Genomic DNA, 24,925 nt, shown 5'->3' on the forward strand with positions numbered 1-24,925 from the left:
TCGGTGCGGCCCCACCTTCCGCCGTTCATCAATGCTGCGCCTCCAACGGCTCAATGCGGGCACAGTTCCCTTCAGAGCGAACCTATCCGAAGGAAGCGATCCTCGCGCACCTGCCGCAGGGCAGCGGCGTCCTTGCCAGCCAGCCCGTCAAGCTCTTCCCCGATCGCCTTCGCCAGCGATTTCGCGGCGGCGGCCGGATTACGGTGGGCCCCGCCCGATGGTTCGCCGACGATCCGGTCGATCACGCCCAGCTTGTGGAGATGCTGCGCGGTAACCTTCATCGCTTCGGCTGCGTCGGGGGCCTTTTCTGCCGTGCGCCACAGGATCGAGGCGCAGCCTTCGGGCGAGATCACCGAATAGACAGCGTGTTCGAACATCAGCACCCGCTCGGCACTTGCCAGCGCGACCGCCCCGCCCGATCCGCCTTCGCCGACGATGGTCGCCACCATTGGCACCGGCAGAGCAAGACACGCCTCGGTCGATCGTGCGATAGCCTCGGCCTGGCCGCGCTCTTCAGCCTCAACCCCGGGAAACGCGCCCGAGGTGTCGACCAGAGTCACCACCGGCAGGCCGAACCGGCCGGCCATTTCCATCAGGCGGATCGCCTTGCGGTACCCTTCGGGCTTGCCCATGCCGAAATTGTGGCGAAGGCGGCTTTCGGTATCGTTGCCCTTCTCGTGCCCGATCAGCATCACGCGGCGCTCACCCAGCCGGGCAAAGCCCCCCATGATCGCCTCGTCCTCGCCGTAATGGCGATCCCCGCCGAGCGGGATGAATTCGTCGAAGGCATGGTCGACGAAATCCCGGAAGTGCGGGCGGGCCGGATGGCGGGCCACCTGCGTCTTCTGCCAGGGTGAGAGCGAGGCATAAGTGCTCGCCAGCAGATCGGCGCTCTTTTGCTCGAGCCGGGCGATCTCTGCCGAGATGTCTACGTCATCATGCACGGAAGCGGCACGAAGCTCGGCGATGCGGGCTTCGAGCAAGGCGACCGGCTTCTCGAATTCGAGGTAGGAAATCATCCTGCCCCGCTAGTCGCGCTGGCGCTTCTCTGCAAGCGGATGCCGTTCATTGACCAGCGTCACCAGCCGTGCAGCATCGACGTGGGTGTAGATCTGGGTCGTGGCAATATCCGCATGGCCGAGCAGGGTTTGCAGCACCCGCAGGTCTGCCCCGCCCTCCAGCAAGTGCGTGGCAAAGGCGTGGCGAAGCACGTGCGGGCTGACCTTTTCCGGGGTGAGCCCGGCGCGGACGGCGAGCTCTTTGAGCAACTGGAACAGCCGCACCCGCGTCAGGTGCTTGCCGCGCGAAGGAAACAGGTACTTCGATCCGCCAGGATGCAGCGCCAGCCAGCCCGCAAGAGCCGTCTTCGCCCTGCCGCTCACCGGGACCATTCTCGCCTGGCCGCCCTTGCCCGTCACGGTGAGGAACGGGGCATCGCGCGGCACGGCTGACAGGGGCAGGCTCATCAGCTCGCTCGCCCGCAGGCCCGATCCATAGAGCAGTTCGATCAGCGCCAGCAGGCGAACTGCGGAAGCCGTGCCGCCCTGGGCTTCCTTTTCGGCGCGTGAGAACAGCGCCTCGACTTCGGCATGGGACAGGATCTTGGGCAATTGCCGCCGCGCCCCGGCACGCGGCAGCGCAGCCGAGGGATCGTCGCTCCGCCAGCCTTCATCGACGAGAAATCCGTAGAACTGGCGCAGGGCCGAAGCCTTCCGCGCGACAGTCGCAGGCGCAAGATCCGACCATTGCTGGCCCAGCCCGCCCAGATCGGCCTGCTTCACCGTGACCAGGTTGCCAAGCGCGCCTTCGACCGCTTCAAGATCTCGCCGGTAGGCGGCCAGCGTATTGGCAGCTGCCCCCCGCTCTGCCGCCAGCATGGCGAGAAAGGCATCGACTGCCTCGCTCATGGCACGGCGCGCGTCACCCGCGCGCCACCGCCTCCGCCGCGATCATCCGGGCTTCCGCAGTCATGCCCACCCGGTTGAGGGCGGAGACGATATGATAGAGATGCCGCGGGGTCATCCGCTCCCAGCTGCTGCCCTGCATGCCTACCCCTGCGAGCAGCGCGACCAGCCCCGGATTGCCGCTATCGGCAGCCTGGTCGATCAGTGCGCTCCACCGGGTCTCGCGCGAAAAGTCGGCTCCCAGATCGGCGGCAAAGCCTTCAACCGCCCCGTCTTCAATCCGGCCCAATCCGGCGAGCCCGGCCAGCAGGAAGGCCGATTTGCGCTGGCCAGCGCTTTCATCGTTTCCGCTGAAGCTGTCGAACGCGCCCGAGCTGACCGGCGTGGCGCGATTCGGCTGGGCGAACACCAGCAGGGCCCAGCCCTCGCTGCCCTGGGGAACCAGGCTTGCCCAGCGCAAGGCATCGCGCTCCAGCCCGGCTGCCAGCATCGATGCGATCAGCGCCGGTGCATCGTCCAGCAGCGCCTCGTCCGGCTCAAGCCGGGCTGCCGCATAGGCGGTCAGAACGAGGCGGCCATAATCGGGATCGGCACCGCCCCACACATCCTTGATGGCAGCCACCCGCGCGGCCGGATCGGCCAGCACATAGGCATCCCGCAGGCGGGCAGCGACGCGCGCAGCATCGCCTTCCTGCGCCCCTTCCGCCCGCAGTTCGGCGTAGAGATCGACAAAGGCCCCGGCTGAGAGAATGCCCTCACGCGCCGCCCGCTGAGCCCCGTCGAGGCGCTGGCTGAGCGGCAGCATCGGCGCAATGGCGGCCATCCGCTGGAGCGTGGGCGACGGGTTGGCCAAAAGCGATTCGGGGATCTCTGCCCCGACCGCGTTGGCCAGCGCAAAGCGCCACGGGGTCAGCTCCCGGACCTCTTCCCATTCCAGGTTGACCGCCCGGCGGCCGTCCCCGGCTGCTCCGGCGAAACGCTGCGCCAGCAGCACGTCGATCGGGTCGGCCCGCCCGCGTGACAGCATCCGGCTGAGATCGCTCCCGGCGCGGGCACCCTGGCCCGAATAGGCAGTGCAGATCGACCGGGCCATTTCCCACTGCGCGTCCTCACGCGAATGGCTGCCAACCTGAACGCGCGGGCAGATGCCCACCAGGTCGGCAGTGTGGAGGTATGAATCGAATGCAGCATTGGTCAGCGCGCCGTTCCAGTTGCCGGTATCGACATCCTGCGCCAGCGCGCGGGCCACGGCCCATTCGCCCATGGTGTTGAGGACCCGGGCCCGCAGCGCAGCAAATTCGACCGGGTCCATACCCGAAGGTGCCTCAAGCCGGCTGGCGAGTGCACGGCGCAACATGATGTGGCCCCAACGCGACACCAGCGGCCGCTTTGTCCCGGCCAGGGCCGCGCGGACTAGCGCGGCCGGCTGGTTCGCCAGCGACGCCGTCGGCAGACCGCCTTCGGCCATGTCGAGCAGGCCGACCCGTTCGGTCGACCGGCGCGCGGCTGGCGGAATGTCGAACTTCGGCTTGAGGCCGAGCAGCTCGTCCAGCTCGTCAGTATCGAGCTTCTCGAGCTCTTCCAGCGAGGGCAGGTTGCCCGGAATGGGCAGATCGGGCACGGCCGCAGGCGTGCCCGCACCGGCCCCGGGAAGCGGCTGCACCACGGGAGTGCCGGTGGAAGGCGCAGGGGTTGACGGGTCGGGCTGCTGGGGTCGTGGTGTTGGCGAGGCAGTGGGCGCAGGTGCCGGATCATCGAACCCCGGGGGGAGCAGCGATTCGGGGCGTTGCTGCGCCATGACCAGAGTCGAGCACAGGGCCAGCGCGGCCCCGCCAAGCAGCCAGCCGCGCCTCATTGCGCGCGATCCGGCACAGCGACAGGCTGGGCAATCGGACGCAGCGCCTGTTCGCCGCCATCGATCCAGGCATAGGCGAGCAAGGCCAGCAACAGCCCCGCCCCGGTCCAACCGATCCTGCGCGAATTCGTCAAAGCGGCGATCCCCAGTCTTCTAGCTAGCAGCGCCTGCGGCGCCGGTGGTTGCGCCGCGTCTAGCGCATCTATAGGCGCTGCATCAATGACCCAGCCGCCGCAATTCCTTTCCGATGACCGGATTACCGCCGTCGCCCGGCGGATTGACCGACCGGTCGTGCTGGTGGGGCTGATGGGCGTGGGCAAATCGACCGTCGGCCGCAGGCTGGCCGCGCTGCTGCGCCGCAGCTTCGTGGATGCCGACGACGAGATCGAAAAAGCCGCGCAGATGAGCATCGCGGAAATCTTCGCCCAGTTCGGCGAAGGCTATTTCCGTGACGGCGAGCGGCGCGTCATCGCCCGCCTGATGGATCAGAACCACGGCGTGATCGCCACCGGCGGCGGGGCTTTCGTGAATGATGAAACGCGCGCGCTGATCCTTGATCGCGGCATCGCGGTCTGGATCGACTGCCCGGTCGAAACCCTGGTGGAACGCACCGCGCGCAAGAACACCCGGCCGCTGCTGCAAGGCGGCGATCCCCACGCGATCCTCACCCGGCTGCACGCCGAACGGCAACCCTTCTATGCCGAGGCGCCGATTCACGTCTCAAGCAGGCATGGACCCCATAGCGAGACAGCTCTCGCCATCATCGGAGCAATTGACCAATGGCTGTGATCCCCGTCGCGCTGGCCGGGCGGCCGTACGAGGTGCGCGTGGCGCGCGGCCTGATCGGCAACGTGGCGCAGGAAGCGCAGGCTTTCGTGCGCAAGGATCGGGTGGCCGTGGTGGCAGACGCCAATGCGCGGCATTTTCATGGCGCAGCACTGGAAGCCTCGTTCGCGTCCGCAGGCCTGGCCCTGGACTGGCTCGAACTTGTGCCCGGCGAAGGGGCCAAGAGCTGGGATGGCTTGCGGCTGCTGGTTGACTGGCTGCTCGCACGCGAAGTCGAGCGCGGCGACCATGTCTTCGCGCTCGGCGGCGGGGTAACCGGCGACCTGACCGGTTTTGCCTGCGCCATCCTCAAGCGTGGCTGCGGCTTCGTGCAGATCCCCACCACCCTGCTGGCTCAGGTCGATTCGAGTGTCGGCGGCAAGACCGCGATCAACACCCCGGCGGGCAAGAACCTGGTCGGCGCCTTCCACCAGCCATCGCTGGTGCTGGCAGACCTGGCGGCGCTCGACACCCTGCCCGACCGCGAAATGCGTGCAGGTTACGCCGAGGTGATCAAGTACGGCATCCTCGGCGATGCGGCGTTTTTCGACTGGCTCGCCGATAACGGCGCGGCGGTGCTGGCGCGCGATCCAGCGGCGCTCGAACACGCCGTCGCCACCAGCGTTGCGGCCAAGGCCCGGATCGTGGCGGAGGACGAGCGCGAGACCACCGGGGCCCGCGCGCTGCTCAACCTGGGGCACACGTTCGGCCATGCACTGGAGGCGGAGACCGGCTTTTCCGACCGCCTGCTGCATGGCGAAGGCGTGGCGTTGGGGATGGTGTTGGCAGCGCGCTATTCCGCACGGCGCGGGCTGATCCCGGCAGCCGATGCAGAGCGGGTGGCACTGGCGATCGCCGCAGTCGGCCTGCCCGCCAGCCTCCCTGCGCTGGGCCTCGATTGCGATGGCGCGCGCCTCGCCGACCACATGCGCCATGACAAGAAGATGGACGCGGGCACCCTGCCCTTCCTGCTGCTGCGCGGCGTGGGCGAGGCGTTCCTGGCCCGCGATGTCGAACTGGCCGATGTGGCCGCATTCCTGGACGAACAGTTGAAGGGATAACCGGATGCCCCGCTTCATCGATCTGTCGATTCCGATCACCAACGACGTGATCTCCGACCCGGAGGTGATGCGGCCCAAGGTCACCTACATGAACCACGAAAGCACGTGGGCCCAGATCGCCATGTTCTTCCCCGGGCTGGAGCAGGCCGACCTGCCCGATGGCGAAGGCTGGGCCGTCGAATTCGTCGAACTGTCCACCCACAACGGCACCCACATGGACGCGCCGTGGCATTACCATTCGACCACGGATTCGGGCGCGACCCCTGCCCCCAGCATCGACGAAGCGCCACTCGACCGGTTCTTCCGCCCCGGCGTGAAGCTCGACTTCAGCCACCTGCCGCATGGCCACGTGGTCAGCGCACAGGAGGTTCAACAGGCGCTCGAAGCGATCGGATATGACCTGCAACCGCTCGACATCGTGCTGATCCAGTCGGGTGCAGTCTACGGTACGGAGAATTTCACCGACCAGGGCGTCGGCCTCGGTGCGGAAGCGACGCTGTGGCTGACGGAACGCGGCATCGAAGTGGTCGGCACCGATGCGTGGAGCTGGGATGCGCCGTTCAGCCACACCGCGAAGCGCTGGGCCGAGACGCGCGACCCTTCGATCATCTGGGAAGGCCACAAGGCCGGACGCATCCGCCCCTATTACCAGATCGAGAAACTGACGGGCCTCGCCGCCCTCCCCCCGCACGGATTCACTCTGAGCTGCTTCCCGGTGAAGATCGAACGCGCGAGCGCGGGCTGGATCAGGGCGGTGGCGCTGGTGGAGGACTGATCGCATACCGGCCCGAGGCCGACCTCAGCGCAAAACCATTTTCCTACACCGCGGAAATATGGCTCATGCTCGGCGATGGTCGATCCCGCTTCCCTTGCGTGCCCTGCTAACCGGACCCCGAACGGCGCCCCCCCCCCGGGGACCTCCCTGCGAAAGGGCGCAGCGTGCCTATGCATTTTATTATTTTTATAACAGATAGTTATGTCCATTCGCCAAGCTTGACAGGGTGTCAACTTCGTCAAGCAAGTGTCAAGCAAACCCGCGTTCAGAACAGGCGTGTACCGTCGGGCACTTTCACGTCCGGCGCGAACAGCACCACCTCGCCGGCCTCGTCGGCAAAGCCCAGTGTCAGCACCTCGGACATGGCCGGGCCGATCTGGCGCGGCGGGAAATTGACCACTGCGGCCACCTGCCGCCCCGGCAGTTCATCGACATGGTAATTGGCTGCGATCTGGGCGCAGCTCTTCTTCCGGCCGATTGCCGGGCCGAAATCGATCACCAGCCGGTAGCTTGGTTTGCGCGCCTCGGGGAATTCCTCGGCCGCCACGATGGTCCCGATGCGGATATCCACCTTGAGGAAGTCGTCGAACGCGATTTCCCCCGCAGCAGGCGCATCGGGATCGTGGCGGAGGTGCATTATTCCAGCTCGAGGATGACCGCATCGACCGCCAGGCTGTCACCCTCGGCCGCGTTGATTTTCGCCACCACTGCCTGCTTTTCGGCGCGGAGGATGTTCTCCATCTTCATCGCCTCGACTGTAGCGAGCGGCTGGCCGGGCTGGACTTCCTCGCCCTCGGCCACGTGCAGCTTCACCAGCAGGCCGGGCATGGGGCAGATCAGCAGCTTGGACAGGTCCGGCGGGATCTTTTCGATCATGTGTCCGGCCAGATGCGCCACCCGCTGCGGCAGCACACGCAGGCCGTGAGTCGCCCCGCGCGTGGTGATGGCATAGCCGGCGCGGGTGGGCTTCAACTGGATGGTCATCGCCTCGCCATCGAGTTCAAGGTCCACCATGGTATCGCCGGGGGTATAGTCGAAGCTGACCTCGACCGGCATGCCGTCAACGGTGATCGCCTCTTCCTCCAGGCTGACCGCGTAATCGGTTTCGCCGATCCGCACGGCCCAGTCACCCGGAGGCGGGTTGGCGCCATTCAATTGCTGGTCGATCCGCCGGGCACGGTCCGCGTCGGCCGTCGCCAGCACCCCGCCGATGGCGGCAAGGCCGCGCAGCAGCTCAGGCGAGGCGGGCGCGCCGGTGAACCCGTCCGGATATTCCTCGGCAATGAAGCCGGTGGTCAGCTCGCCGCTGCGGAAGCGCGGATGCTGCATGATCGCGCTGAGGAAATCGACGTTGTGCCCCAGCCCGTCCAGCCGGAACGCGTCGAGCGCCTGAACCTGCAGGTCGGCCGCTTCATCGCGGGTCTTGCCCCAGGTGATCAGCTTGGCGATCATCGGGTCATAGAACATGCTGACTTCACCGCCTTCGTAGACGCCGTCGTCCACCCGCACGCCGTCAATGCCCCGCCGCCCGTTGGCGCTGCCATCGTCGGTCCAGCCGTCGACCGGCGGCTGATAACGCACCAGCCGCCCGGTGCTGGGCAGGAACCCGCGATAGGGGTCTTCGGCATAGACGCGATTCTCGATCGACCAGCCGTCGATCCCGATATCGTCCTGCGTCATCGCCAGCGGTTCGCCTGCGGCAACCCGGATCATCTGCTCGACCAGGTCGACCCCGGTGATCGCCTCGGTAACGGGGTGCTCCACCTGCAGGCGGGTATTCATTTCGAGGAAGTAGAAGCTCTCCCCCGTCGGGTCCGCCCCGCTGACGATCAGTTCGACCGTGCCCGCCGAGTGATAGCCGACCGCCTTGGCCAGCGCGACGCACTGCTCGCCCATGGCCTTGCGCATCTTGGGCGTGACGAAGGGCGACGGGGCTTCCTCCACCACCTTCTGGTGACGGCGCTGGATGCTGCATTCGCGCTCGTTGAGGTAGAGCACGTTGCCGTGCTTGTCGCCGAGGATCTGGATTTCGATGTGGCGCGGGTTGAGGATGAACTTCTCGATGAACACGCGGTCATCGCCAAAGCTGTTCAGCCCCTCGCGCTTGGTCGCTTCGAACCCTTCGCGGACATCGGCTTCGGAGAACGCCAGCCGCATCCCCTTGCCGCCGCCGCCGGCACTGGCCTTCATCATCACCGGATAGCCGATTTCCGACGCGATCCGCACCGCGTGCTCGGTGTCGTCGATCTCACCGAGATAGCCGGGGACGACGTTGACGCCCGCTTCCTTGGCCAGCTTCTTGGATTCGATCTTGTCACCCATCGCAGCAATCGCGTTCACCGGCGGGCCGACGAAGGCGATGCCCTCGGCCGCCAGCGCCTCAACGAAGCTCGCCCGCTCCGACAAGAAGCCATAGCCCGGATGGACCGCATCGGCCCCGGTCTGCTTGCACGCGGCGATGATCTTTTCCGGGATCAGATAGCTCTGCGCCGCCGGAGCCGGGCCGATATGGACCGCCTCGTCCGCCATCTTCACGAACGGCGCGCGGGCATCGGCATCGGAATAGACCGCGACGGTGGCGATACCCATGCGGCGGGCGGTCTTGATCACCCGGCAAGCGATTTCGCCGCGATTGGCGATGAGGATTTTCTTGAACACTAGCCTTCGATCTCCGTTAGCTCACGCAACTGAGCGGTGCGCGCCTTGGTCAGGGACGTCTTGCAGAAGCTGACCAGCATCGGCTCCATCGAGCCCCCCCGTGCAAGATAGCCCTCGCTGGCGCAATGGGCGTCACGATACCTGAGCCAGGCACGCTGGCCGTCGAGCAGGGTCTGGAAGTAGCCCGGCCGGCCGTCGTCCAGCATGTCGCCCACGTCCTTGTCCCGCTGCTTCATCACCTCTGCCACCAGCTTCCACTGCGCGTTCAACTCGGCATCGGCGACAAGGAAATCCTGATGGGCGCAATAGTTCATTTCCTGCTGCACCAGCGGATCGGCGCAGTTCCACTGCGGTGCTTCCGAGGCAGCCTGCACAGCGAGCAGCAGCGGCAGCACGATCATGCGGGCTCTGCTTGCAGGCAGGCCGAGGACTCGCGCTGAGCCTGACGAAGGGGCTCCTCGCCCTTCAGCGCGGTCAGGCCGAGCTTGGCGAACAGGGCTGCGTCCTTGTCATCGCCGGCATTGGCAGCGGTGAGCAGCTTGTCGCCGGTGAAGATCGAGTTCGCCCCGGCCATGAAGCACAGCGCCTGGGTCGCCTCGCTCATGCTCTCGCGTCCGGCGGAAAGGCGGACCATGGAGAGCGGCATGGTGATGCGGGCCACCGCGACGGTGCGGACGAATTCGATGTCGTCAATCTTCGCCAGCGGCGTATCCGCCAGCATGTCGCCCAGCACCGTGCCCTTGATCGGCACCAGCGCGTTGACCGGCACGCTTTCGGGATGCTGCGGCAGGGTGGCCAGCGTGTGGATGAATCCCACCCGGTCATCCCGCGTCTCGCCCATGCCGACGATGCCGCCGGAGCAGACGTTGATCCCCGCCGCGCGGACGTTGCCGAGGGTATCGAGCCGGTCCGCCATGGTGCGGGTGGAGATCACCCGCTCATAATACTCAGGGCTGCTGTCGATGTTGTGGTTGTAGTAGTCGAGCCCGGCCTCAGCCAGCATCTCAGCCTGGTGCGGTTCGAGCATCCCCAGCGTCATGCAGGTCTCAAGACCCATGGCTGAGACGCCCTTCACGATCTCCACGATTGCAGGCATGTCGCGGTCCTTGGGATTGCGCCACGCCGCGCCCATGCAGAACCGCTGGCTGCCCGCATCCTTGGCCTGCGCCGCGCGCTGGAGCACGGCCTGCACGTCCATTAGCTTGGTCGCTTCGACGCCGGAGTCGGCCTTGACCGACTGCGAACAATAGCCGCAATCCTCCGGGCACCCGCCGGTCTTGATCGAGAGGAGCGTGCAGAGCTGGACCTGCTCAGGCGGATGGTTCGCGCGGTGGACGCTGGCGGCCTGAAACAGCAGCTCGGTGAAGGGAAGGTCGAAGAGGGCCGCGATTTCGGCGCGGGTCCAGTCGGTACGGGTATTCATAGGGGCTTCCTTGCCAGATACAGTCCAATCGCCATGATGGCGATGCCGAGCATACGGCGAGGTGTCAAACTGCTCTGGATCGCTCCAAGCCACCCGAAATGATCAATTGCTGCTGCCGCCACGATTTGCCCCAGCAGCACGAAGAAGATCGCGTTACCCAGTCCGATCCTTGGGGCTGCGAAGGTTACCGAGACGCCGTAAAACAAGATGAAAACTGCGCCGAACCAGATGTAGGGCACCTCGAAGTGCAGGGTGGAACGCTGCGGCAGGCCCGTGAGTGCGAGCAAGGCCAGTGCTATTGCCAGCCCCACGGCGAATGCTGCTGCGGTTGCAGCAATCGGGCCGCCCAACTGCTTGCTGAGTCCAGAATTGAACGCGGCGAAGACCGGAATTCCAATCCCGGCTGCAAACATCATCGCCGCAATTGGCAAGAACGCACTGGACTGGGGCGTGTTCACTCCGCCGCCTCGTCCAGTTCATCCCCTGCAGGCGGCATATTATGACCCAGCAGGCGCAGCATGTCCGCGCCGCATTCGACCACGTTGCTGCCCGGGCCGTAGATGCCCTGCACCCCCGCCTCGCGCAGGAAGTCGTAATCCTGCGGCGGGATCACGCCGCCAGCGACGACCTTGATATCGCTGCGCCCGGCTTCACGCAGGAGCTGGATCAGCTCGGGGATCAGCGTCTTGTGCCCGGCGGCGAGGCTGCTTGCACCGATGGCGTCGACATCCTGCTCCAGCGCCATTGCCACGGTTTCGCGCGGGGTCTGGAACAGCGGGCCGGAGACGACCTCGAACCCCATGTCGGCAAAGGCGGATGCGATCACGTTTGCGCCGCGGTCGTGCCCGTCCTGGCCCATCTTGGCGACCATGATCTTCGGCTTGCGGCCCAGGCGGCGCTCGACCGCCTGCACCCCATCCAGCACCTGCTGCCAGCGGCGGTCGAATTCATAGGCGCTCTTGTAGACGCCGCGCACCGGCTTGGGCGTGGCGTCATGGCGGCCGAACACCTGCTCCATTGCAGCGGAAATCTCGCCCAGCGTAGCATCGTGCCGCGCCGCATCGACCGCGAGGGCAAGCACGTTGGCCCCGCCCGCCGCGCCTTCGGTCAGGGCCTTGAGCGCCGCCTGGCAGGCCGCCTCGTCACGCCCGGCCCGCACCGCTTTCAGCCGCGCGATCTGGCTGTCGCGCACGGCGTGGTTGTCGACCTCCAGCGTGTCCATCGCGTCTTCGGTTTCGCGGCGGTACTTGTTGACGCCGACGATCACCGCCTCGCCCTTGTCGATGGCGGTCTGTTTCTGCGCCGCCGCCGTTTCGATCGCGGCCTTGGGCGCGCCGGTGGCAACATAGGCGGTCATCCCGCCAGCCGCCTCGACCTCGGCCATCAGCGCCTCGGCCTGCTCCACCAGCGTCTGCGTCAGCGCCTCGATGTAGTAGGAGCCGCCGAGCGGATCGACCACGTTGCAGATGCCGCTTTCCTCCTGCAGCACCAGCTGGGTGTTGCGGGCAATGCGGGCAGAGAAATCGGTTGGCAGGGCAATGGCTTCGTCGAGCGCGTTGGTGTGCAGGCTCTGCGTCCCCCCCAGCGTCGCGGCCATGGCCTCGATCGTGGTGCGGATGACGTTGTTGTAGGGGTCCTGCTCCTGCAAGCTGACGCCGCTGGTCTGGCAGTGGGTGCGCAGCATCTTGCTGCGTTCGCTCTTCGCGCCCAGCCCGTCCATCACCCGCCACCACAGCGTGCGCGCGGCGCGCAGCTTGGCGATCTCCATGAAGAAGTTCATGCCGATGCCGAAGAAGAAGCTCAAGCGACCCGCAAACGCGTCCACGTCCAGCCCCGCCGCCATCGCACGGCTCGCATATTCCTTGCCGTCGGCGATGGTGAAGGCGAGTTCCTGCACCGCCGTCGCCCCGGCTTCGTGCATGTGGTAGCCGGAAATCGAAATGCTGTTGAACTTCGGCATCTTGGCCGAGGTATAGGCGATGATGTCCGACACGATCCGCATCGAAGGCTCAGGCGGATAGATGTAGGTGTTGCGGACCATGAACTCCTTGAGGATGTCGTTCTGAATCGTCCCGTCGAGCTTGTCCTGGCTCACCCCCTGGCGTTCTGCCGCGACGATGAAGAAGGCCAGCACCGGGATCACCGCGCCGTTCATCGTCATGCTGACCGACATCTGATCGAGCGGGATCTGGTCGAACAGGATCTGCATGTCGGCGACGGTATCGATGGCGACCCCGGCCTTGCCGACATCGCCGACCACGCGCGGGTGGTCGCTGTCATAGCCCCGGTGGGTGGCAAGATCGAACGCGACCGACAGCCCCTTCTGCCCCGCCGCCAGGTTGCGGCGATAGAAGGCATTCGATTCCTCGGCGGTGGAGAAGCCGGCATATTGCCGGATCGTCCACGGGCGGCCTGCATACATGCTCGCCTTCACCCCGCGGGTAAACGGCGCGAAGCCCGGCAGGCCGGGATCGGTGGTCACGTCCTCCGCCGTGTAGAGCGGCTTGATCGGGAACCCTTCCGGCGTGTGCCAGGTGAGGTCCTTGCCCTTCACTTCCTTGTCGGCTGCTGCCTGCCAATCTTCGAACTTAGCCATGTCTTACCTCAAAGCTCTCTCCCCTTCAGGGGAGAGATACGCAGGCTTGCGGGCTTGCCCCGCTAGCCGGAGTTGAGAGGGGCGGGCAACGCGCCTCCCCCTCTCCCAACCCTCTCCCCTGAAGGGGAGAGGGCTATCTTACTTCCCCTTGAATTCCGCCTTGCGCTTCTGGAGGAAGGCCATCCCGCCTTCCATCGCGTCCGCGCTCGCGCCTGCAATGCGCTGGCCTTCGGCCTCGGCCACCAGCACTTCCGGCAGGGTGCCGTCCATCGCCAGGGCAATGTTCTTCTTCATCGTGGCGTAGGCGAGCGTCGGGCCGTTGGCCAGCTTCAGCGCCAGCGCGCGCGCCTCACCCATCAGGTCGGCGTCTTCCACCGCCTTGTAGATCAGGCCCCATTCCTCGGCCTGTTCGGCACCGATCTTCTCGCCCAGCATCATCATCCGGGTGGCGCGGGCGCGACCGATCGCGCGGGCGAGCAGCCAGGTGCTGCCGCCGTCGGGCACCAGCCCGATGTTGACGAAGGCCTGGAGGAAATAGGCGCTCTTGCTCGCGATGGTGAAATCCGCCGCCAGCGCAAGACTGCAGCCCACGCCCGCCGCCGGGCCATTGACCGCGCAGATCACCGGCACTTGCAGGCGCATCACGTGGCCGACCGCCGGGTTGTAATGGTTCTGCAGCGCCCGGTGGCTGCCGCCCTTGGCCGCCAGCGCGCTGGCCTCGCCGCGTGCGGCCAGGTCCGCGCCTGAGCAGAAGCCCTTGCCCGCCCCGGTGATCAGCACCGCGCGCGCGTCACCCAGATCATACAGCGCCGCGCCGATCTCGTCCGCCATCGCCGGCGGCATGGCGTTCAATCGCTCGGGCCGGTTGAGGGTAATGGTCAGCAGCGGGCCATCGCGTTCTGCGAGGATAGTTTCGTAGGACATCAGTGCTCTCCTGCGGGTGTTTCCATGATCTCTGTCAGCATGCCCTGCATGTCCTTGGGATGGACGAAAAAGATAGGCGTGCCATGCGCGCCGATCCGGGTGGGGCCGAGGATGCGCTTGCCCTGCCCTTCGAACCATTCGCGCGCGGCGGCAATATCAGGCACTTCGAAGCAGACATGGTGCTGCCCGCCCAGGGGGTTCTTGTCGAGGAACCCGCGAATGGCGGAGCCTTCGCCGAGCGGCTCGATCAGTTCGATCTGCGTGCCGTCCATTCCGGAGTGCGTGGGGGTGTTGACGAAGCACACCTTCACCCCCTGCTCCGGCAGGTCGAACGGCTCGGTAATATCGGTCGCGCCCATGGCGTCGCGGTAGAACGCGATCGAGTCCGCGATGGAGGGCGTGGCGACCCCGATGTGGTTGAAACGGCCTAGTTTCATGCTTTTTTCTCTATCTGTGTTTGATCGACGGGCAATTGGCCGATTTCGTAAGCCGCGAAGCCGATTCCGACCATAAATGCGGCGATTGAGAGTCCCAGCAACACAGCGCCAACCACAATGGCACCGCTAGGTTCTGGATCATACGTATCGTTTTCGCACGTATCGAGCCCTTGTCCCTTCCAGAGACTATTGGTTAACTTCCCCGCATAGTCCGCAGCACCAATAGCAAGGACGATACCGCTACCTAACGTCAAGCCAATACCTCCCAAAAAAGCCCACGCTGGCCCAGCAAACATTATCGGGGCAAACTGCGTCGAATTGAATCCCGCGATAAGCGCTGCTGAATGGAAAACAGCAGTGCTCGTAAGGACCCATTTCAATAGCCCGATCGATCCTTCGAAAAAGCGCGAAATTGCGTCGCGTGCAATTGCTTTACGCTCTTCAAAAACCCAATCTGGAAGTTTGTCAGTCAAGAGCTACTCACAGCGGAATATTGTCATGCTTCTTCCACGGGTTCTCCAGCACCTTTCCGCGCAGCCTTCTCAGCCCTGAGGCGATCCGGCGGCGGGTCGAGTGGGGGTAGATCACCTCGTCGATATAGCCGCGCTGGGCGGCGACGAAGGGGTTGGCGAAGCGGGCTTCGTATTCCTTGGTGCGCTCGGCGATTTCCTCCGGCGTCTTGCCACGGAAGATGATCTCCACCGCGCCCTTTGCGCCCATCACCGCGATCTCGGCGGTCGGCCAGGCGTAGTTGAGATCGCCGCGCAGATGCTTCGATGCCATCACGTCGTACGCCCCGCCGTAGGCCTTGCGGGTGATCACGGTGATCTTGGGCACGGTCGCCTCGGCATAGGCGAACAATAGCTTCGCGCCGTGCTTGATGATCCCGCCCAGTTCCTGCGCCGTGCCGGGGAGGAAGCCGGGCACGTCGACGAAGGTCAGGATCGGGATTTCGAACGCATCGCAGAACCGCACGAACCGCGCCGCCTTCTTCGACGAGTTGATATCGAGACAGCCCGCCAGCACCATCGGCTGGTTGGCGACCACGCCCACGGTGCGCCCTTCGATCCGGCCGAATCCGCACAGGATATTGCCTGCGTGCCCCGGCTGGATTTCGAAAAACTCGCCTTCGTCCAGCACCTTGCGGACGACTTCGTGCATGTCATAGGGCTGGTTGGCGTTGTCGGGGATCAGCGTGTCGAGGCTCGGCTCCTCCCGGTCCCACGGGTCGCTGGTCGGCCGTTCGGGCACGGTCTCGCGGTTCGACAAGGGCAGGAAATCGAAGAAGGCGCGGGTGGCCATCAATGCTTCGATATCGTTCTCGAACGCCACGTCGGCCACGCTGGTCTTGGTGGTATGCGTCACCGCCCCGCCCAGTTCCTCCTGCGTCACCACTTCGTTGGTCACGGTCTTGACCACGTCCGGCCCGGTGACGAACATGTAGGAGCTGTCCTTCACCATGAAGATGAAGTCGGTCATCGCGGGCGAGTAGACCGCCCCGCCGGCACATGGCCCCATGATCAGGCTGATCTGCGGCACCACTCCCGATGCCAGCACATTGCGCTGGAACACTTCGGCGTAGCCGCCAAGCGATGCCACGCCTTCCTGGATTCGCGCCCCGCCCGAATCGTTGAGGCCGATCACCGGCGCGCCGACCTTCATCGCCATGTCCATCACCTTGCAGATCTTCTCCGCATGGCGCTTGGAAAGAGAGCCGCCGAACACGGTGAAATCCTGGCTGAACACGAACACCAGCCGCCCGTTGATCGTGCCGCTGCCGGTGACCACACCGTCACCCGGGATCTTCTGCTGCTCCATCCCGAAATCGACGCAGTCATGCTCGACATAGGTGTCCAGCTCCTCGAAGCTGTCCTCGTCGAGCAGCACTTCGAGGCGTTCGCGCGCGGTCAGCTTGCCCTTGGCGTGCTGCGCGTCGATCCGCTTCTGGCCGCCGCCCACGCGGGCGGCTTCGCGGCGCTTTTCCATTTCGGCGATATTGGCGGACATCGGCGCTCCCTGAGTGGTGCCTGATTCACGGGCAGGCATTCGTATGCATGGCTTGGTTGGGGCGGTTAGCCATCCCCTTGCCCCAGCGTCAAGCAAACGCAGCTTGGGCTGTCAAAAGCGCAGTGTGATGCGCCGGGCCAGCGCGGGCGAGATCGATTCGGCCCAGCGCAGGGCGCGGGTCATGCCGATATTGGCCTCGTACCGGCCCTGCTCGATCGCCGTTACGATCTGGCGGGCGCATTCAGCGGCGGGCATCTTCTTCATCGGGTTTCCGGCGTTCATCTGGGTGTCGACCACCGGCGGCAGCGCCTCAATCACCCGCACCGTGCTGCCTTTGAGCTGCTCGCGAAGGGCCAGGGTGTAGAACCGCAGGCCCGCCTTGGTGGCGCAATAGACCGGCTGGCGCGCCGCCGGGGCAATGGCGAGGCCGCTGGTAACATTGACGATGGCCGCCTCCGGGCGGGAACGGAGCCGCTCGATCAGCGCGGTGGACAGCCGGATCGGGGCGGAAAGGTTGGCGTAGATGCAGTCGTCGGCCGCGTCGGCATCGGGCGTGCCCTTGCGGACATCGTGATCGACCAGTTGCCCGGCGTTGTTGATCAGCACGTCGATGTCCTCATCGACAATCTGGGCGACCAGTGCGTCAACTCCGGCCGCGTTCGACAGGTCGGCCGCCCGCGCGTCGAATCCCTCGGCGCGCATGAAGTCGAGCCGTTCACGATTGCGCCCGGTCACGATCACCCGCGCGCCTTTCGCTTTCAGCTGCCGCGCCAGTTCACGCCCGATCCCGGCGCTGCCGCCGGTCAGCAGGACTGTCTTTCCCTCAAGCTGCATCGGATCCACCCTCCTGCCCACCGGCCTACGCGCAAGCCTTGCCGCCCGCAACGCAATGCGCGACACGGGCGAACATGGAACAGGTCGACTTTCTGGTGATCGGGGCAGGCATTGCGGGGCTTTCCGCCGCCGCACGCCTGGCCCGGCACGGGCGCACGGTGGTGTGCGAGGCAGAGGCGGCGCCGGGGGTCCATTCCTCCGGCCGCAGTGCCGCCTTTGCGCACTTCGACATGGATGCCCCGCTGGTACGCGCCCTCACTGCCGCCAGCCTGCCGCTGCTGGAAGAACCCGGTGCAAGGCCGCACCCGGCGCTGTTCATCGCGCTGCAGGGGCAGGAAACCGACCTCGCGCGGGTCGAGGCGGGTTACCGCGAATGGGCCGAGGTGGAGCGGCTGACGGTGGCCGAGGCGCAAGCGCTGGTTCCCGTGCTGGAGAGCAGCAAGATCATCGGCGCACTGCTCGATCCCCACGGCCGCAAGCTCGATGCCCATGCCCTGCTGGAGGGGCACCGGCGCGCTCTGATGCAGGGCGGCGGAGTGCTCGCCACCAACGCGCAGGTCACAGGAATCGCATTCACCGGCCAGCGCTGGCAGGTCGATACGCCGGGGCAGAGCTATAGCGCGCGGGTGGTCGTCAACGCGGCCGGTGCCTGGGCGGACGCGGTCGCCGCACTGGCCGGCGTGGCAGGGATCGGCCTGCAACCGATGCGCCGCACCGTGATCACCTTTGACGTGGACAATGACGTCTCCGCCTGGCCCTTCACCAAGACGGTCGGCCCCGGCTTCTACATCGAGCCGGAAGGCCGCGGCCGCCTGCTCGCCTGCCCGATGGACGAGCACCCCTGCGCGCCGTGCGATGCGCAGCCGGAGGAAGAGGACGTGGCGCTCACCGCCTGGCGGGTCGAGCAGGCGACCACCCTCACCATCCCGCGCCTCGCCAGCAAGTGGGCGGGCCTGAGGAGCTTCACGCCGGACCGGCTGCCGGTGGCGGGGTTCGACCCGGACGCGCCGGGGTTCTTCTGGCTCGCGGGGCAAGGCGGGTTCGGCCTGCAGACCTCGCCCGCGATGGCGCTCGCCGCAGAGGCGCTGGTAGCTGGCGGAGCATGGCCGGAGGAACTGCGCGCCGTCGGCGTGGCGGCCAGCGATCTCTCGCCAGCCCGCCTGCGCCGCTAGGCTACTTCAGCAGCACCAGTTCTTCCGCCATGGTCGGGTGGATCGCCACGGTCGCGTCGAAGTCGGCCTTGGTCAGCCCCGCGCGCACCGCCACGGCGAAGCCCTGGAGGATTTCCGGCGCATCCTGCCCGATCATGTGAATGCCCACCACCCGGTCGGTCGCCGCATCGACCACCATCTTGTAGAGGCTGCGCTCGTTGCGCCCGGCCACCACGTTCTTCATCGAGCGAAAATCGGACTGGTAGACCTTGACTGAGCCGAGCGTGTTGCGCGCCTCGCCTTCGGTCAGGCCGACCGAGGCAATCGGCGGGTGGCTGAACACCGCGCTGGGCACGCAGCTGTAATCGACCGTGGTTGGGGTTCCCCCGAACACAGTATCGGCAAAGGCCTGCCCCTCGCGGATCGCCACCGGGGTCAGCTGCACCCGGTCGGTCACGTCGCCAACCGCATAGATGTGATCGACATTGGTCTTGCTGAAGCGGTCGACCAGGATCTCGCCCCGGGCGCCCTGCTCCACGCCCGCCGTTTCGAGGCCCAGCCCCTCCACATTCGGCACGCGCCCGGTGGCATAGAGCACCAGGTCCACCTCGCACGGTTCGTAATTGGTCATGTGGACGCGCAGCTTACCGCCTTCGATCTGCTCGATTTTCTCGAACAGCGCGTTGAAGCGGAAGTCGATGCCCTTGGTCAGGCTGATCTGGAGCAGCCGGTCCCGCAAGGCCTCGTCATATCCGCGCAGCAGCTGGTCGCTGCGGTTCATCAGGCAGACCTTGGAGCCGAACTCGTTGAAGATCCCGGCGAACTCGTTGGCGATATAACCGCCGCCCGCGATCAGCACTTTCTCCGGAATGGCCTCGAGATGGAACACCTCGTTGGAGGTGATGCCGTGCTCGCTGCCGGGAAACTCGGGCACGTGCGGCCGGGCGCCGGTAGCGATCAGGATATACTTAGCGGTCACCACCTCGCCGCTGGCCAGGGTAAGTTCGTGCAGGCCGGTGATGGTGGCGCGTTCGTTGAAGATGGTCACGCCGTGGTTGTCGAGCGTCTGGGTGTAGAGGCCGTTCAACCGGGTCACGTCGTCCTGCACGATATCGCGCAGGCGCGGCCAGTCGAATATCTTGCCTTCGACGTCCCAGCCGAACCGCTGGGCGTCGACCAGGTCTTCGGCAAAGTGCGCGCCGTAGACCAGCATCTTCTTCGGCACGCAGCCGCGGATCACGCAGGTGCCGCCAACGCGGTATTCCTCCGCCACCGCCACTTTCGCGCCGTGCGCAGCCGCAACGCGGCTGGCGCGGACCCCGCCGGAGCCCGCGCCAATCGTGAACAGATCGAAATCGTAAGTATCGGCCATGCGTGTTCTCCGTCAGGCCGGCGATATGGCGGGTGGAGGCACGCTTGCCAACCTCCCGCCATCACACCGGCTGTGCGGAAACCTGTTCGCAGGCCTCCCGGCAGCGGTTACCGCTGGCCGGGACGGCTCCGGCGGCGATCGGCCGGGCGGCGCTGTTCGCCCTGGCCGCCACCACCGGCGCCTTCGCGCCGGGGCTGACCCGGACGGGCCGGACGCTTGGCCTTGTTGGCAGCACCGCCCTCGCCCCGTTCACCACCGCCACGCGGCGTGACCCGGGGGCGGGCCATCTTCTGCTGCACTTCGCGCTTGGTCGGGCCAACGCCCTCGACCACGGCGCGGAAGTTGTCCGGCAAGGCCAGCCGTTCGAACTCGGCATCGGTCACCTTGCGGATGTCCTTGAGGTGGGCGCGTTCGTCCTCGGCGCAGAACGCGATCGCGATCCCGTCCTTGCCCGCACGCGCGGTCCGCCCGATCCGGTGGACATACTGTTCCGGCACATTGGGCAGTTCGTAGTTGATCACGTGGCTGACGCCGGGAATGTCGATCCCGCGCGCGGCCACGTCGGTTGCTACCAGCACCGGAACCCGGGCCGACTTGAACTCGGCCAGAGCGCGTTCACGCTGCGGCTGGCTCTTGTTGCCGTGGATGGCGTTGGCGGGAATGCCGATCTGGGCCAGCTTCTTCACCACGCGGTCCGCGCCGTGCTTGGTGCGGCTGAAAACCAGCACCCGCTCCAGCTTGCCCGGAACCGGGTGGCGGCCCTGCAGGATCATTTCGAGCAGCGACTGCTTCTCGTCCTGCTGGACCATGAACAGGTACTGGTCGACCCGCTCGGCAGTGGTCGCCGCCGGGGTAACCGCGACCTGCGCCGGGTTGTTGAGGTAGTTCTTCGACAGGTCGCGGATGCTGGTCGGCATGGTCGCGCTGAACAGCAGGGTCTGGCGCTCCTTGGGCAGCATCGGCACGATCTTGCGCAGGGCGTGGATGAAGCCGAGGTCAAGCATCTGGTCCGCCTCGTCGAGGACGAGGATTTCAACGCCGCCGAGGCCGAAAGCCTTCTGGTCGATCAGGTCAAGCAGGCGGCCCGGGGTGGCGACAAGGATGTCGGTGCCGCGGTGCAGCTTGTTGCGATCCTTGCCGACGGACGTGCCGCCGACGATCGACTGGACCTTGAGCCCGCACAGCGCGCCGTAATCCTTGGCCGACTGGGCAATCTGCCCGGCCAGTTCGCGGGTCGGGGCCAGCACCAGCATGCGGCAGGACTTGAACGGGGTCTGCCGGTCGGCATCGCGCAGCCGGTCAATGCTGGGAAGCATGAAGGCGGCAGTCTTGCCGGTGCCGGTCTGGGCGATACCGAGCAGGTCGCGCCCTTCGAGAAGATAGGGGATCGCCTGTTCCTGGATCGGGGTCGGCGTGGTGTAGCCCTTCAGGTCAAGCGCCTGGAGGATGGGCTGCGACAGCCCGAGTTGTTCGAAAGTGGTGGTCATGGTTTACTCGCATTCAATGCGGCGCGCTGACCGATTCCAGACGGAATCGTCGCGCGGCGCGGGTGTCAAAACGACCCGCGTGAAAAGGGAAGTCTCTTGGAAAACCGAAGTGCGGCCGGGGCGATGGATGTTTCAGATCATCGCCACTTCACGCTGGCTAGCGCGCTTCGTTGGAGCGGCATATGGCGAGGAACCTGCAGAAAGTCAATCGCCTTGCTGTTCCTTGCCCTGCCACTCGTCATTGCGGGGCGGCTCCATCGCGGCCAGCCGGCGCGAGGTGACCCCGGTCTGGATCACGAACAGCACGATCAGGATCGTGCCCACCACGCCGGTAAAGACGTCGAACCCTGAAATGGCCCCGAACCACCCTTCGCCCTCGTGTCCGAACCACATCATCGCCAGGGTCAGCGCGATCAGCAGGAAGCGCAGCTCGGTCGGCCCGGCGTTGAGGTAGGACAGCTTCAGCTCTCCCAGCACCCGCACCGACAGGAAGGCGTGGATCGACAGCAGCAGGTACCCCGCCAGCGCCACCAGGGCCACTTCCAGCGTGACATAGGGGCTCAGCCCGATCCCGGCCACGACCAGCGTGGTGGCGAGGCCATCGCAGCTATGATCGAGGAAATAGCCATAACGCGGCCGCTCGATCTTGCGGAAGCGGGCCAGGCTGCCGTCGGTGCTGTCACCAAACCACTGCACCGCGTAACCGGCAATCGAGAGCCAGAGCCACTCTTCGGCCAGGTTGCTGGCAAGATAGCCGCCGAACACCATGAACGCGCCCGCCATGCCGATGAAAGTCAGCAGGTCAGGCGAAATCCAGCGCGGCATCCGCGCGCAGATCCAGTTGAGCAGGCGCCGCTCGGACCGGGCCAGCAGGTTCTCCTGGATACGGTCAATCGGCGTGGAAGAAGTCGGGGCCTTGGGGGCTGCCAATGAAACTACCTTTGCAACTCGCGGCGCTATGCATGGCGCCTGTAGTCGCAATTCCGTAACCGTGTTGCGGTTCCGCGACAAGCAAACCCTCGCCGCGCCGCGCCCTCAGGAGGCGGGAACCTCAGGCGGCACCACCAGCATGTCGATCGGCACCCATTCGAGCAGATCGGAGGCAATGCTGCCAAGCGTGGCACGCCTCCAGCCGCCCTTGCCGTGGGTGCCTGCGACCAGCAGGTCCGGCTGGACCTGCTCCATCGCGGTGCGGATGCCCTTGGCCACCCCGCCGTAGCACAGGCGCCACTGCACCCGCTCGCCCAGCCCGGCCAGCTCCGGGCGGGCGAGGAACCGGCGCATCTCGTCGCTCACATCCGCTTCGACCTGTTCCTTGACATGGCCGGCCTTCTGGAACCCCTCGAACGGGACATGGAAAGCGTGGACCAGGTGCAGTTCGGCATCGGGAAACATCTCCGCCGCCACCGCCAGAGCATGGGCCGAGAAATCCGAGAAGTCCGTGGTCACGAGGATCTTCGCATAAGCGCGGTGCGGGCGCTGCTTGACCACCAGCACCGGTCGATGGCCGCGGGTGATGATGTGGTCCACCGCTGTGCCGGAGAAGTAGTCTCCGATGCCGTTGAACCGGGCAACCCCGCACACGATCAGCGCAGCGTCGAGCGTGTCCGCAGTCTTGGCGATGACCTCAGGCGCCGGGCCGACCGGCATCCGGATTTCCACATCGGCCGCAGGATCGGGCAGCGCGGCCCGGCCAAGGGCGACCAGCTGTTCCGCCGTCTCGTCGTTGATTGCGGGCGAGCGGGCATGGACCAGGCTCACGGTCCGCCCCATGGCAGCGCCCAACTGGAGCGCGCGGTCAACCGCGCGGTCATTCCGCGGGCTGAGGTCGGTAGCGACGATAATCGGGCGTTCGGACATCGGGTTTTCTCCTTGATGTTCTTTCGCCCTCCCCGAAAGTTACGATGCCCAAACAGGTTTGGAGCCGCAAGCAAAACCGGCCTTCAACGCCCGGATTTCGACCTCATCGGCTGGATCAGGACAACCCCGCCGCTGCCAGCAAGGCCTGCGTGCTTGGATCGAACTCGCCGCCGCCCGCCTCGATGTCGTTCGCCATCTTCTTGCCGAGTTCCACCCCGAACTGGTCGAACGGGTTGATGCCCATCAGCACCGCGTTGGCGAAGGTGCGATGCTCGTGGAAGGCGATCAGCGCGCCGAGCGTGGCGGCATCGATATCGTCGCACAGGATGGTGGCGCTGGGGCGGTCACCGGGGAAGGCGCGCGCGGGGTCCCCAAGTCGATTGGCGCCATCCGCCGCCATGTTGCCGCCCGCCATCAGCGCAGCCCCTTGCGCAAAACAGTTGGTCAGCAGGATCGCATGGTGCGCCGGGTCCAGCGTGTCCCCGGGCGCGATCGAGGCGATGAAATCGACCGGCACCAGATGCGTGCCCTGGTGGAGCAGCTGGAACACCGCGTGCTGGCCGTCAGTCCCCACCCCGCCCCAGGTGATCGGTGCGGTCGGCCCTTCCACCGGGGCACCTTCTGCCGTCACGCGCTTGCCGTTGCTCTCCATCTCGAGCTGCTGGAGATAGAACGGCAGCAGTCCCAGCCGCTCGTCATAGGCGAACACCGCGCGCGTCTGACAGCCGCGCACGCGGGTGTAGTACTGGTCAGCAAAGGCGGCGCGCAGGGCCAGGTTGGCGCGGCCGTCGTTATCGCGGAAATGCAGGTCCATCGCCTGCGCGCCTGCCAGCATGGCTTCGAACTCGTCCCATCCCGCTGCCAGTGCCACGGGGAAGCCGATGCTCGACCAGAGAGAGTAACGCCCGCCCACGCTTTCCGGGAACGGCAGGACGCGGGTCTCGTCCACACCCCATTCGACCGCCTTTTCGGGGCTGGCGGTGAGTGCGATGACCCGGCCGTAAGGATCAGCCACGCCATTCTCGCCGAGCCACTTGAGCGCGCTGAGCGCGTTGGTCATGGTCTCTATGGTGGTGAAGGTCTTGCTCGCCACGGCGACCAGCGTCGTCGCCGGATCGCAGGCGGCGAAGGCCTGCTCCAGCGCGAGGCCGTCGATGTTGGAAACGACATGGCAATCGACCAGCGCCAGGTCACGGGTCAGGGCGTCGATCGCCAGCTTGGGGCCCAGTGCGCTGCCGCCGATGCCGATGTGGATCAGGTGGCGCACTTCGCCCAGCGCGCCTTCATGGATCGCCTCGACCAGGATCCGCATCCGGGCGTGGAGCGCCGCGGCTTCCTCCACACTGGCATCCGCGCCCACGCCGCGCTGCGCGGTGTGCTCAGCCGCACGGCCTTCCGTCACGTTGATCCGGGCACCGGAAAGCAGCTGGCCCCGATTGCCTGCAAAATCGCACGCATCGGCCAGCCCTTCGAAAGCGGCGAGCAGATCTTCGTCAAGATGGGTCTTGGACCAGTCAAACAGGACACCGCCCGCCGTCTCCCCCTCACCCCAGGACAGGCGCGATGCGAGCGTGCCCACCCGGCTGGCATCAGCAGCAAACAGTTCCGCCAGCGTCCTGCGGGGCAGCCCCGAGATGCGGCTCCATGCGGCGGGGACAGCGTCGACCATGCGAAAATCCTTTTCCGATTGCGGGCCATGGGACTAGGGACTTGGCCCATGCATTTGAAGCCCCTCATCGCGCCCGCCATGCCTGAA

24 protein-coding genes are annotated in these 24,925 nt (G+C 66.1%); 4 read left to right on the forward strand and 20 right to left on the reverse strand.

Features of this window, described 5'->3' with window-relative positions; all coding sequences use genetic code 11:
• Positions 1–71 precede the first annotated feature (71 nt).
• Genes U4960_RS11645 through U4960_RS11660 form a run of 4 tightly spaced genes read right to left on the reverse strand, consistent with a single transcriptional unit; the run spans position 72 to position 3,893 of the window.
• A complete protein-coding gene (locus U4960_RS11645) occupies positions 72–1,019 on the reverse strand; it encodes an acetyl-CoA carboxylase carboxyltransferase subunit alpha (RefSeq protein ID WP_324260801.1) in 948 nt (315 codons plus the stop codon).
• Positions 1,020–1,028: 9 nt separating this feature from the next.
• Positions 1,029–1,907: a tyrosine recombinase gene (locus U4960_RS11650; RefSeq protein ID WP_324260802.1), complete on the reverse strand. Its 879-nt coding sequence runs from the start codon at positions 1,905–1,907 to the stop codon at positions 1,029–1,031.
• Between the two features lie 13 nt (positions 1,908–1,920).
• On the reverse strand, positions 1,921–3,759 hold the full coding sequence (locus U4960_RS11655; RefSeq protein ID WP_324260803.1) for a hypothetical protein: 1,839 nt from the start codon (positions 3,757–3,759) through the stop codon (positions 1,921–1,923).
• On the reverse strand, positions 3,756–3,893 hold the full coding sequence (locus tag U4960_RS11660) for a hypothetical protein (RefSeq protein ID WP_324260804.1): 138 nt from the start codon (positions 3,891–3,893) through the stop codon (positions 3,756–3,758). Before U4960_RS11660 ends, U4960_RS11655 begins: the two co-directional genes overlap by 4 nt.
• A gap of 85 nt (positions 3,894–3,978) precedes the next feature.
• On the opposite strand from U4960_RS11660, the gene U4960_RS11665 reads away from it, so the two are divergent.
• The 3 genes from U4960_RS11665 to U4960_RS11675 are packed head-to-tail and all read left to right on the forward strand — an operon-like array spanning position 3,979 to position 6,420.
• A complete protein-coding gene (locus U4960_RS11665) occupies positions 3,979–4,548 on the forward strand; it encodes a shikimate kinase (protein WP_324260805.1) in 570 nt (189 codons plus the stop codon).
• Positions 4,539–5,645, forward strand: a complete 1,107-nt coding sequence (gene aroB, locus U4960_RS11670; RefSeq protein WP_324260806.1) for a 3-dehydroquinate synthase — start codon at positions 4,539–4,541, stop codon at positions 5,643–5,645. Before U4960_RS11665 ends, aroB begins: the two co-directional genes overlap by 10 nt.
• A 4-nt stretch (positions 5,646–5,649) precedes the next feature.
• Positions 5,650–6,420 carry a cyclase family protein gene (locus U4960_RS11675; protein WP_324260807.1) on the forward strand — a complete coding sequence of 257 codons (771 nt, stop codon included), beginning with the start codon at positions 5,650–5,652 and terminating at the stop codon, positions 6,418–6,420.
• A gap of 265 nt (positions 6,421–6,685) precedes the next feature.
• Here the strand turns inward: U4960_RS11675 and U4960_RS11680 are convergent, their stop codons facing one another.
• From U4960_RS11680 to U4960_RS11730, 11 genes are all read right to left on the reverse strand, one after another.
• On the reverse strand, positions 6,686–7,057 hold the full coding sequence (locus U4960_RS11680; protein WP_324260808.1) for a tRNA-binding protein: 372 nt from the start codon (positions 7,055–7,057) through the stop codon (positions 6,686–6,688).
• Positions 7,057–9,078 carry an acetyl/propionyl/methylcrotonyl-CoA carboxylase subunit alpha gene (locus U4960_RS11685; RefSeq protein WP_324260809.1) on the reverse strand — a complete coding sequence of 674 codons (2,022 nt, stop codon included), beginning with the start codon at positions 9,076–9,078 and terminating at the stop codon, positions 7,057–7,059. Before U4960_RS11685 ends, U4960_RS11680 begins: the two co-directional genes overlap by 1 nt.
• Positions 9,078–9,479, reverse strand: coding sequence for a lysozyme inhibitor LprI family protein (locus U4960_RS11690; RefSeq protein ID WP_324260810.1), 402 nt, complete (start codon positions 9,477–9,479; stop codon positions 9,078–9,080). Before U4960_RS11690 ends, U4960_RS11685 begins: the two co-directional genes overlap by 1 nt.
• Positions 9,476–10,501 carry a biotin synthase BioB gene (gene bioB / locus U4960_RS11695; RefSeq protein ID WP_324260811.1) on the reverse strand — a complete coding sequence of 342 codons (1,026 nt, stop codon included), beginning with the start codon at positions 10,499–10,501 and terminating at the stop codon, positions 9,476–9,478. The genes U4960_RS11690 and bioB overlap by 4 nt, the downstream gene beginning before the upstream one ends.
• On the reverse strand, positions 10,498–10,959 hold the full coding sequence (locus tag U4960_RS11700) for a DMT family transporter (protein ID WP_324260812.1): 462 nt from the start codon (positions 10,957–10,959) through the stop codon (positions 10,498–10,500). The genes bioB and U4960_RS11700 overlap by 4 nt, the downstream gene beginning before the upstream one ends.
• Complete coding sequence (scpA, locus tag U4960_RS11705; RefSeq protein WP_324260813.1) at positions 10,956–13,097, reverse strand: methylmalonyl-CoA mutase; 2,142 nt, start codon at positions 13,095–13,097, stop codon at positions 10,956–10,958. Before scpA ends, U4960_RS11700 begins: the two co-directional genes overlap by 4 nt.
• Positions 13,098–13,235: 138 nt before the next feature.
• Positions 13,236–14,021, reverse strand: coding sequence for an enoyl-CoA hydratase-related protein (locus U4960_RS11710; RefSeq protein WP_324260814.1), 786 nt, complete (start codon positions 14,019–14,021; stop codon positions 13,236–13,238).
• Positions 14,021–14,458 carry a methylmalonyl-CoA epimerase gene (gene mce, locus U4960_RS11715; protein WP_324260815.1) on the reverse strand — a complete coding sequence of 146 codons (438 nt, stop codon included), beginning with the start codon at positions 14,456–14,458 and terminating at the stop codon, positions 14,021–14,023. Before mce ends, U4960_RS11710 begins: the two co-directional genes overlap by 1 nt.
• Positions 14,455–14,931, reverse strand: a complete 477-nt coding sequence (locus U4960_RS11720) for a hypothetical protein (RefSeq protein WP_324260816.1) — start codon at positions 14,929–14,931, stop codon at positions 14,455–14,457. The genes mce and U4960_RS11720 overlap by 4 nt, the downstream gene beginning before the upstream one ends.
• A 7-nt stretch (positions 14,932–14,938) precedes the next feature.
• Complete coding sequence (locus U4960_RS11725) at positions 14,939–16,465, reverse strand: acyl-CoA carboxylase subunit beta (RefSeq protein WP_324260817.1); 1,527 nt, start codon at positions 16,463–16,465, stop codon at positions 14,939–14,941.
• 111 nt (positions 16,466–16,576) lie between these two features.
• Entirely contained in the window at positions 16,577–17,299 is a 723-nt protein-coding gene (locus tag U4960_RS11730) for an SDR family oxidoreductase (protein WP_324260818.1), read from the reverse strand.
• Positions 17,300–17,373: 74 nt separating this feature from the next.
• On the opposite strand from U4960_RS11730, the gene U4960_RS11735 reads away from it, so the two are divergent.
• A complete protein-coding gene (locus tag U4960_RS11735) occupies positions 17,374–18,471 on the forward strand; it encodes an NAD(P)/FAD-dependent oxidoreductase (RefSeq protein ID WP_324260819.1) in 1,098 nt (365 codons plus the stop codon).
• A gap of 1 nt (position 18,472) precedes the next feature.
• Here the strand turns inward: U4960_RS11735 and gorA are convergent, their stop codons facing one another.
• From gorA to pgi, 5 genes are all read right to left on the reverse strand, one after another.
• Complete coding sequence (gorA, locus tag U4960_RS11740) at positions 18,473–19,822, reverse strand: glutathione-disulfide reductase (protein WP_324260820.1); 1,350 nt, start codon at positions 19,820–19,822, stop codon at positions 18,473–18,475.
• Between the two features lie 107 nt (positions 19,823–19,929).
• Positions 19,930–21,309, reverse strand: a complete 1,380-nt coding sequence (locus tag U4960_RS11745; protein WP_324260821.1) for a DEAD/DEAH box helicase — start codon at positions 21,307–21,309, stop codon at positions 19,930–19,932.
• 204 nt (positions 21,310–21,513) lie between these two features.
• Positions 21,514–22,239, reverse strand: coding sequence for a CDP-alcohol phosphatidyltransferase family protein (locus U4960_RS11750; protein ID WP_324260822.1), 726 nt, complete (start codon positions 22,237–22,239; stop codon positions 21,514–21,516).
• Between the two features lie 105 nt (positions 22,240–22,344).
• Positions 22,345–23,169 carry a universal stress protein gene (locus tag U4960_RS11755; protein WP_324260823.1) on the reverse strand — a complete coding sequence of 275 codons (825 nt, stop codon included), beginning with the start codon at positions 23,167–23,169 and terminating at the stop codon, positions 22,345–22,347.
• 115 nt (positions 23,170–23,284) lie between these two features.
• Entirely contained in the window at positions 23,285–24,838 is a 1,554-nt protein-coding gene (gene pgi / locus U4960_RS11760; protein WP_324260824.1) for a glucose-6-phosphate isomerase, read from the reverse strand.
• Between the last annotated feature and the right edge of the window lie 87 nt (positions 24,839–24,925).

This window comes from Altererythrobacter sp. H2 (assembly GCF_035319885.1).
Lineage (GTDB): Bacteria > Pseudomonadota > Alphaproteobacteria > Sphingomonadales > Sphingomonadaceae > 34-65-8.

Excerpts from the sequence above, each read along its gene's own strand:
- bioB (WP_324260811.1), bottom strand. The coding sequence starts at position 10,501 with ATGAATACCCGTACCGACTGGACCCGCGCCGAAATCGCGGCCCTCTTC.
- U4960_RS11665 (WP_324260805.1), top strand. The coding sequence starts at position 3,979 with ATGACCCAGCCGCCGCAATTCCTTTCCGATGACCGGATTACCGCCGTC.
- scpA (WP_324260813.1), bottom strand. The coding sequence starts at position 13,097 with ATGGCTAAGTTCGAAGATTGGCAGGCAGCAGCCGACAAGGAAGTGAAG.
- pgi (WP_324260824.1), bottom strand. The coding sequence starts at position 24,838 with ATGGTCGACGCTGTCCCCGCCGCATGGAGCCGCATCTCGGGGCTGCCC.
- gorA (WP_324260820.1), bottom strand. The coding sequence starts at position 19,822 with ATGGCCGATACTTACGATTTCGATCTGTTCACGATTGGCGCGGGCTCC.
- U4960_RS11710 (WP_324260814.1), bottom strand. The coding sequence starts at position 14,021 with ATGTCCTACGAAACTATCCTCGCAGAACGCGATGGCCCGCTGCTGACC.
- U4960_RS11730 (WP_324260818.1), bottom strand. The coding sequence starts at position 17,299 with ATGCAGCTTGAGGGAAAGACAGTCCTGCTGACCGGCGGCAGCGCCGGG.
- U4960_RS11645 (WP_324260801.1), bottom strand. The coding sequence starts at position 1,019 with ATGATTTCCTACCTCGAATTCGAGAAGCCGGTCGCCTTGCTCGAAGCC.
- U4960_RS11735 (WP_324260819.1), top strand. The coding sequence starts at position 17,374 with ATGGAACAGGTCGACTTTCTGGTGATCGGGGCAGGCATTGCGGGGCTT.
- U4960_RS11745 (WP_324260821.1), bottom strand. The coding sequence starts at position 21,309 with ATGACCACCACTTTCGAACAACTCGGGCTGTCGCAGCCCATCCTCCAG.
- U4960_RS11650 (WP_324260802.1), bottom strand. The coding sequence starts at position 1,907 with ATGAGCGAGGCAGTCGATGCCTTTCTCGCCATGCTGGCGGCAGAGCGG.
- U4960_RS11655 (WP_324260803.1), bottom strand. The coding sequence starts at position 3,759 with ATGAGGCGCGGCTGGCTGCTTGGCGGGGCCGCGCTGGCCCTGTGCTCG.
- U4960_RS11725 (WP_324260817.1), bottom strand. The coding sequence starts at position 16,465 with ATGTCCGCCAATATCGCCGAAATGGAAAAGCGCCGCGAAGCCGCCCGC.
- U4960_RS11675 (WP_324260807.1), top strand. The coding sequence starts at position 5,650 with ATGCCCCGCTTCATCGATCTGTCGATTCCGATCACCAACGACGTGATC.
- U4960_RS11680 (WP_324260808.1), bottom strand. The coding sequence starts at position 7,057 with ATGCACCTCCGCCACGATCCCGATGCGCCTGCTGCGGGGGAAATCGCG.
- mce (WP_324260815.1), bottom strand. The coding sequence starts at position 14,458 with ATGAAACTAGGCCGTTTCAACCACATCGGGGTCGCCACGCCCTCCATC.
- aroB (WP_324260806.1), top strand. The coding sequence starts at position 4,539 with ATGGCTGTGATCCCCGTCGCGCTGGCCGGGCGGCCGTACGAGGTGCGC.
- U4960_RS11690 (WP_324260810.1), bottom strand. The coding sequence starts at position 9,479 with ATGATCGTGCTGCCGCTGCTGCTCGCTGTGCAGGCTGCCTCGGAAGCA.
- U4960_RS11755 (WP_324260823.1), bottom strand. The coding sequence starts at position 23,169 with ATGTCCGAACGCCCGATTATCGTCGCTACCGACCTCAGCCCGCGGAAT.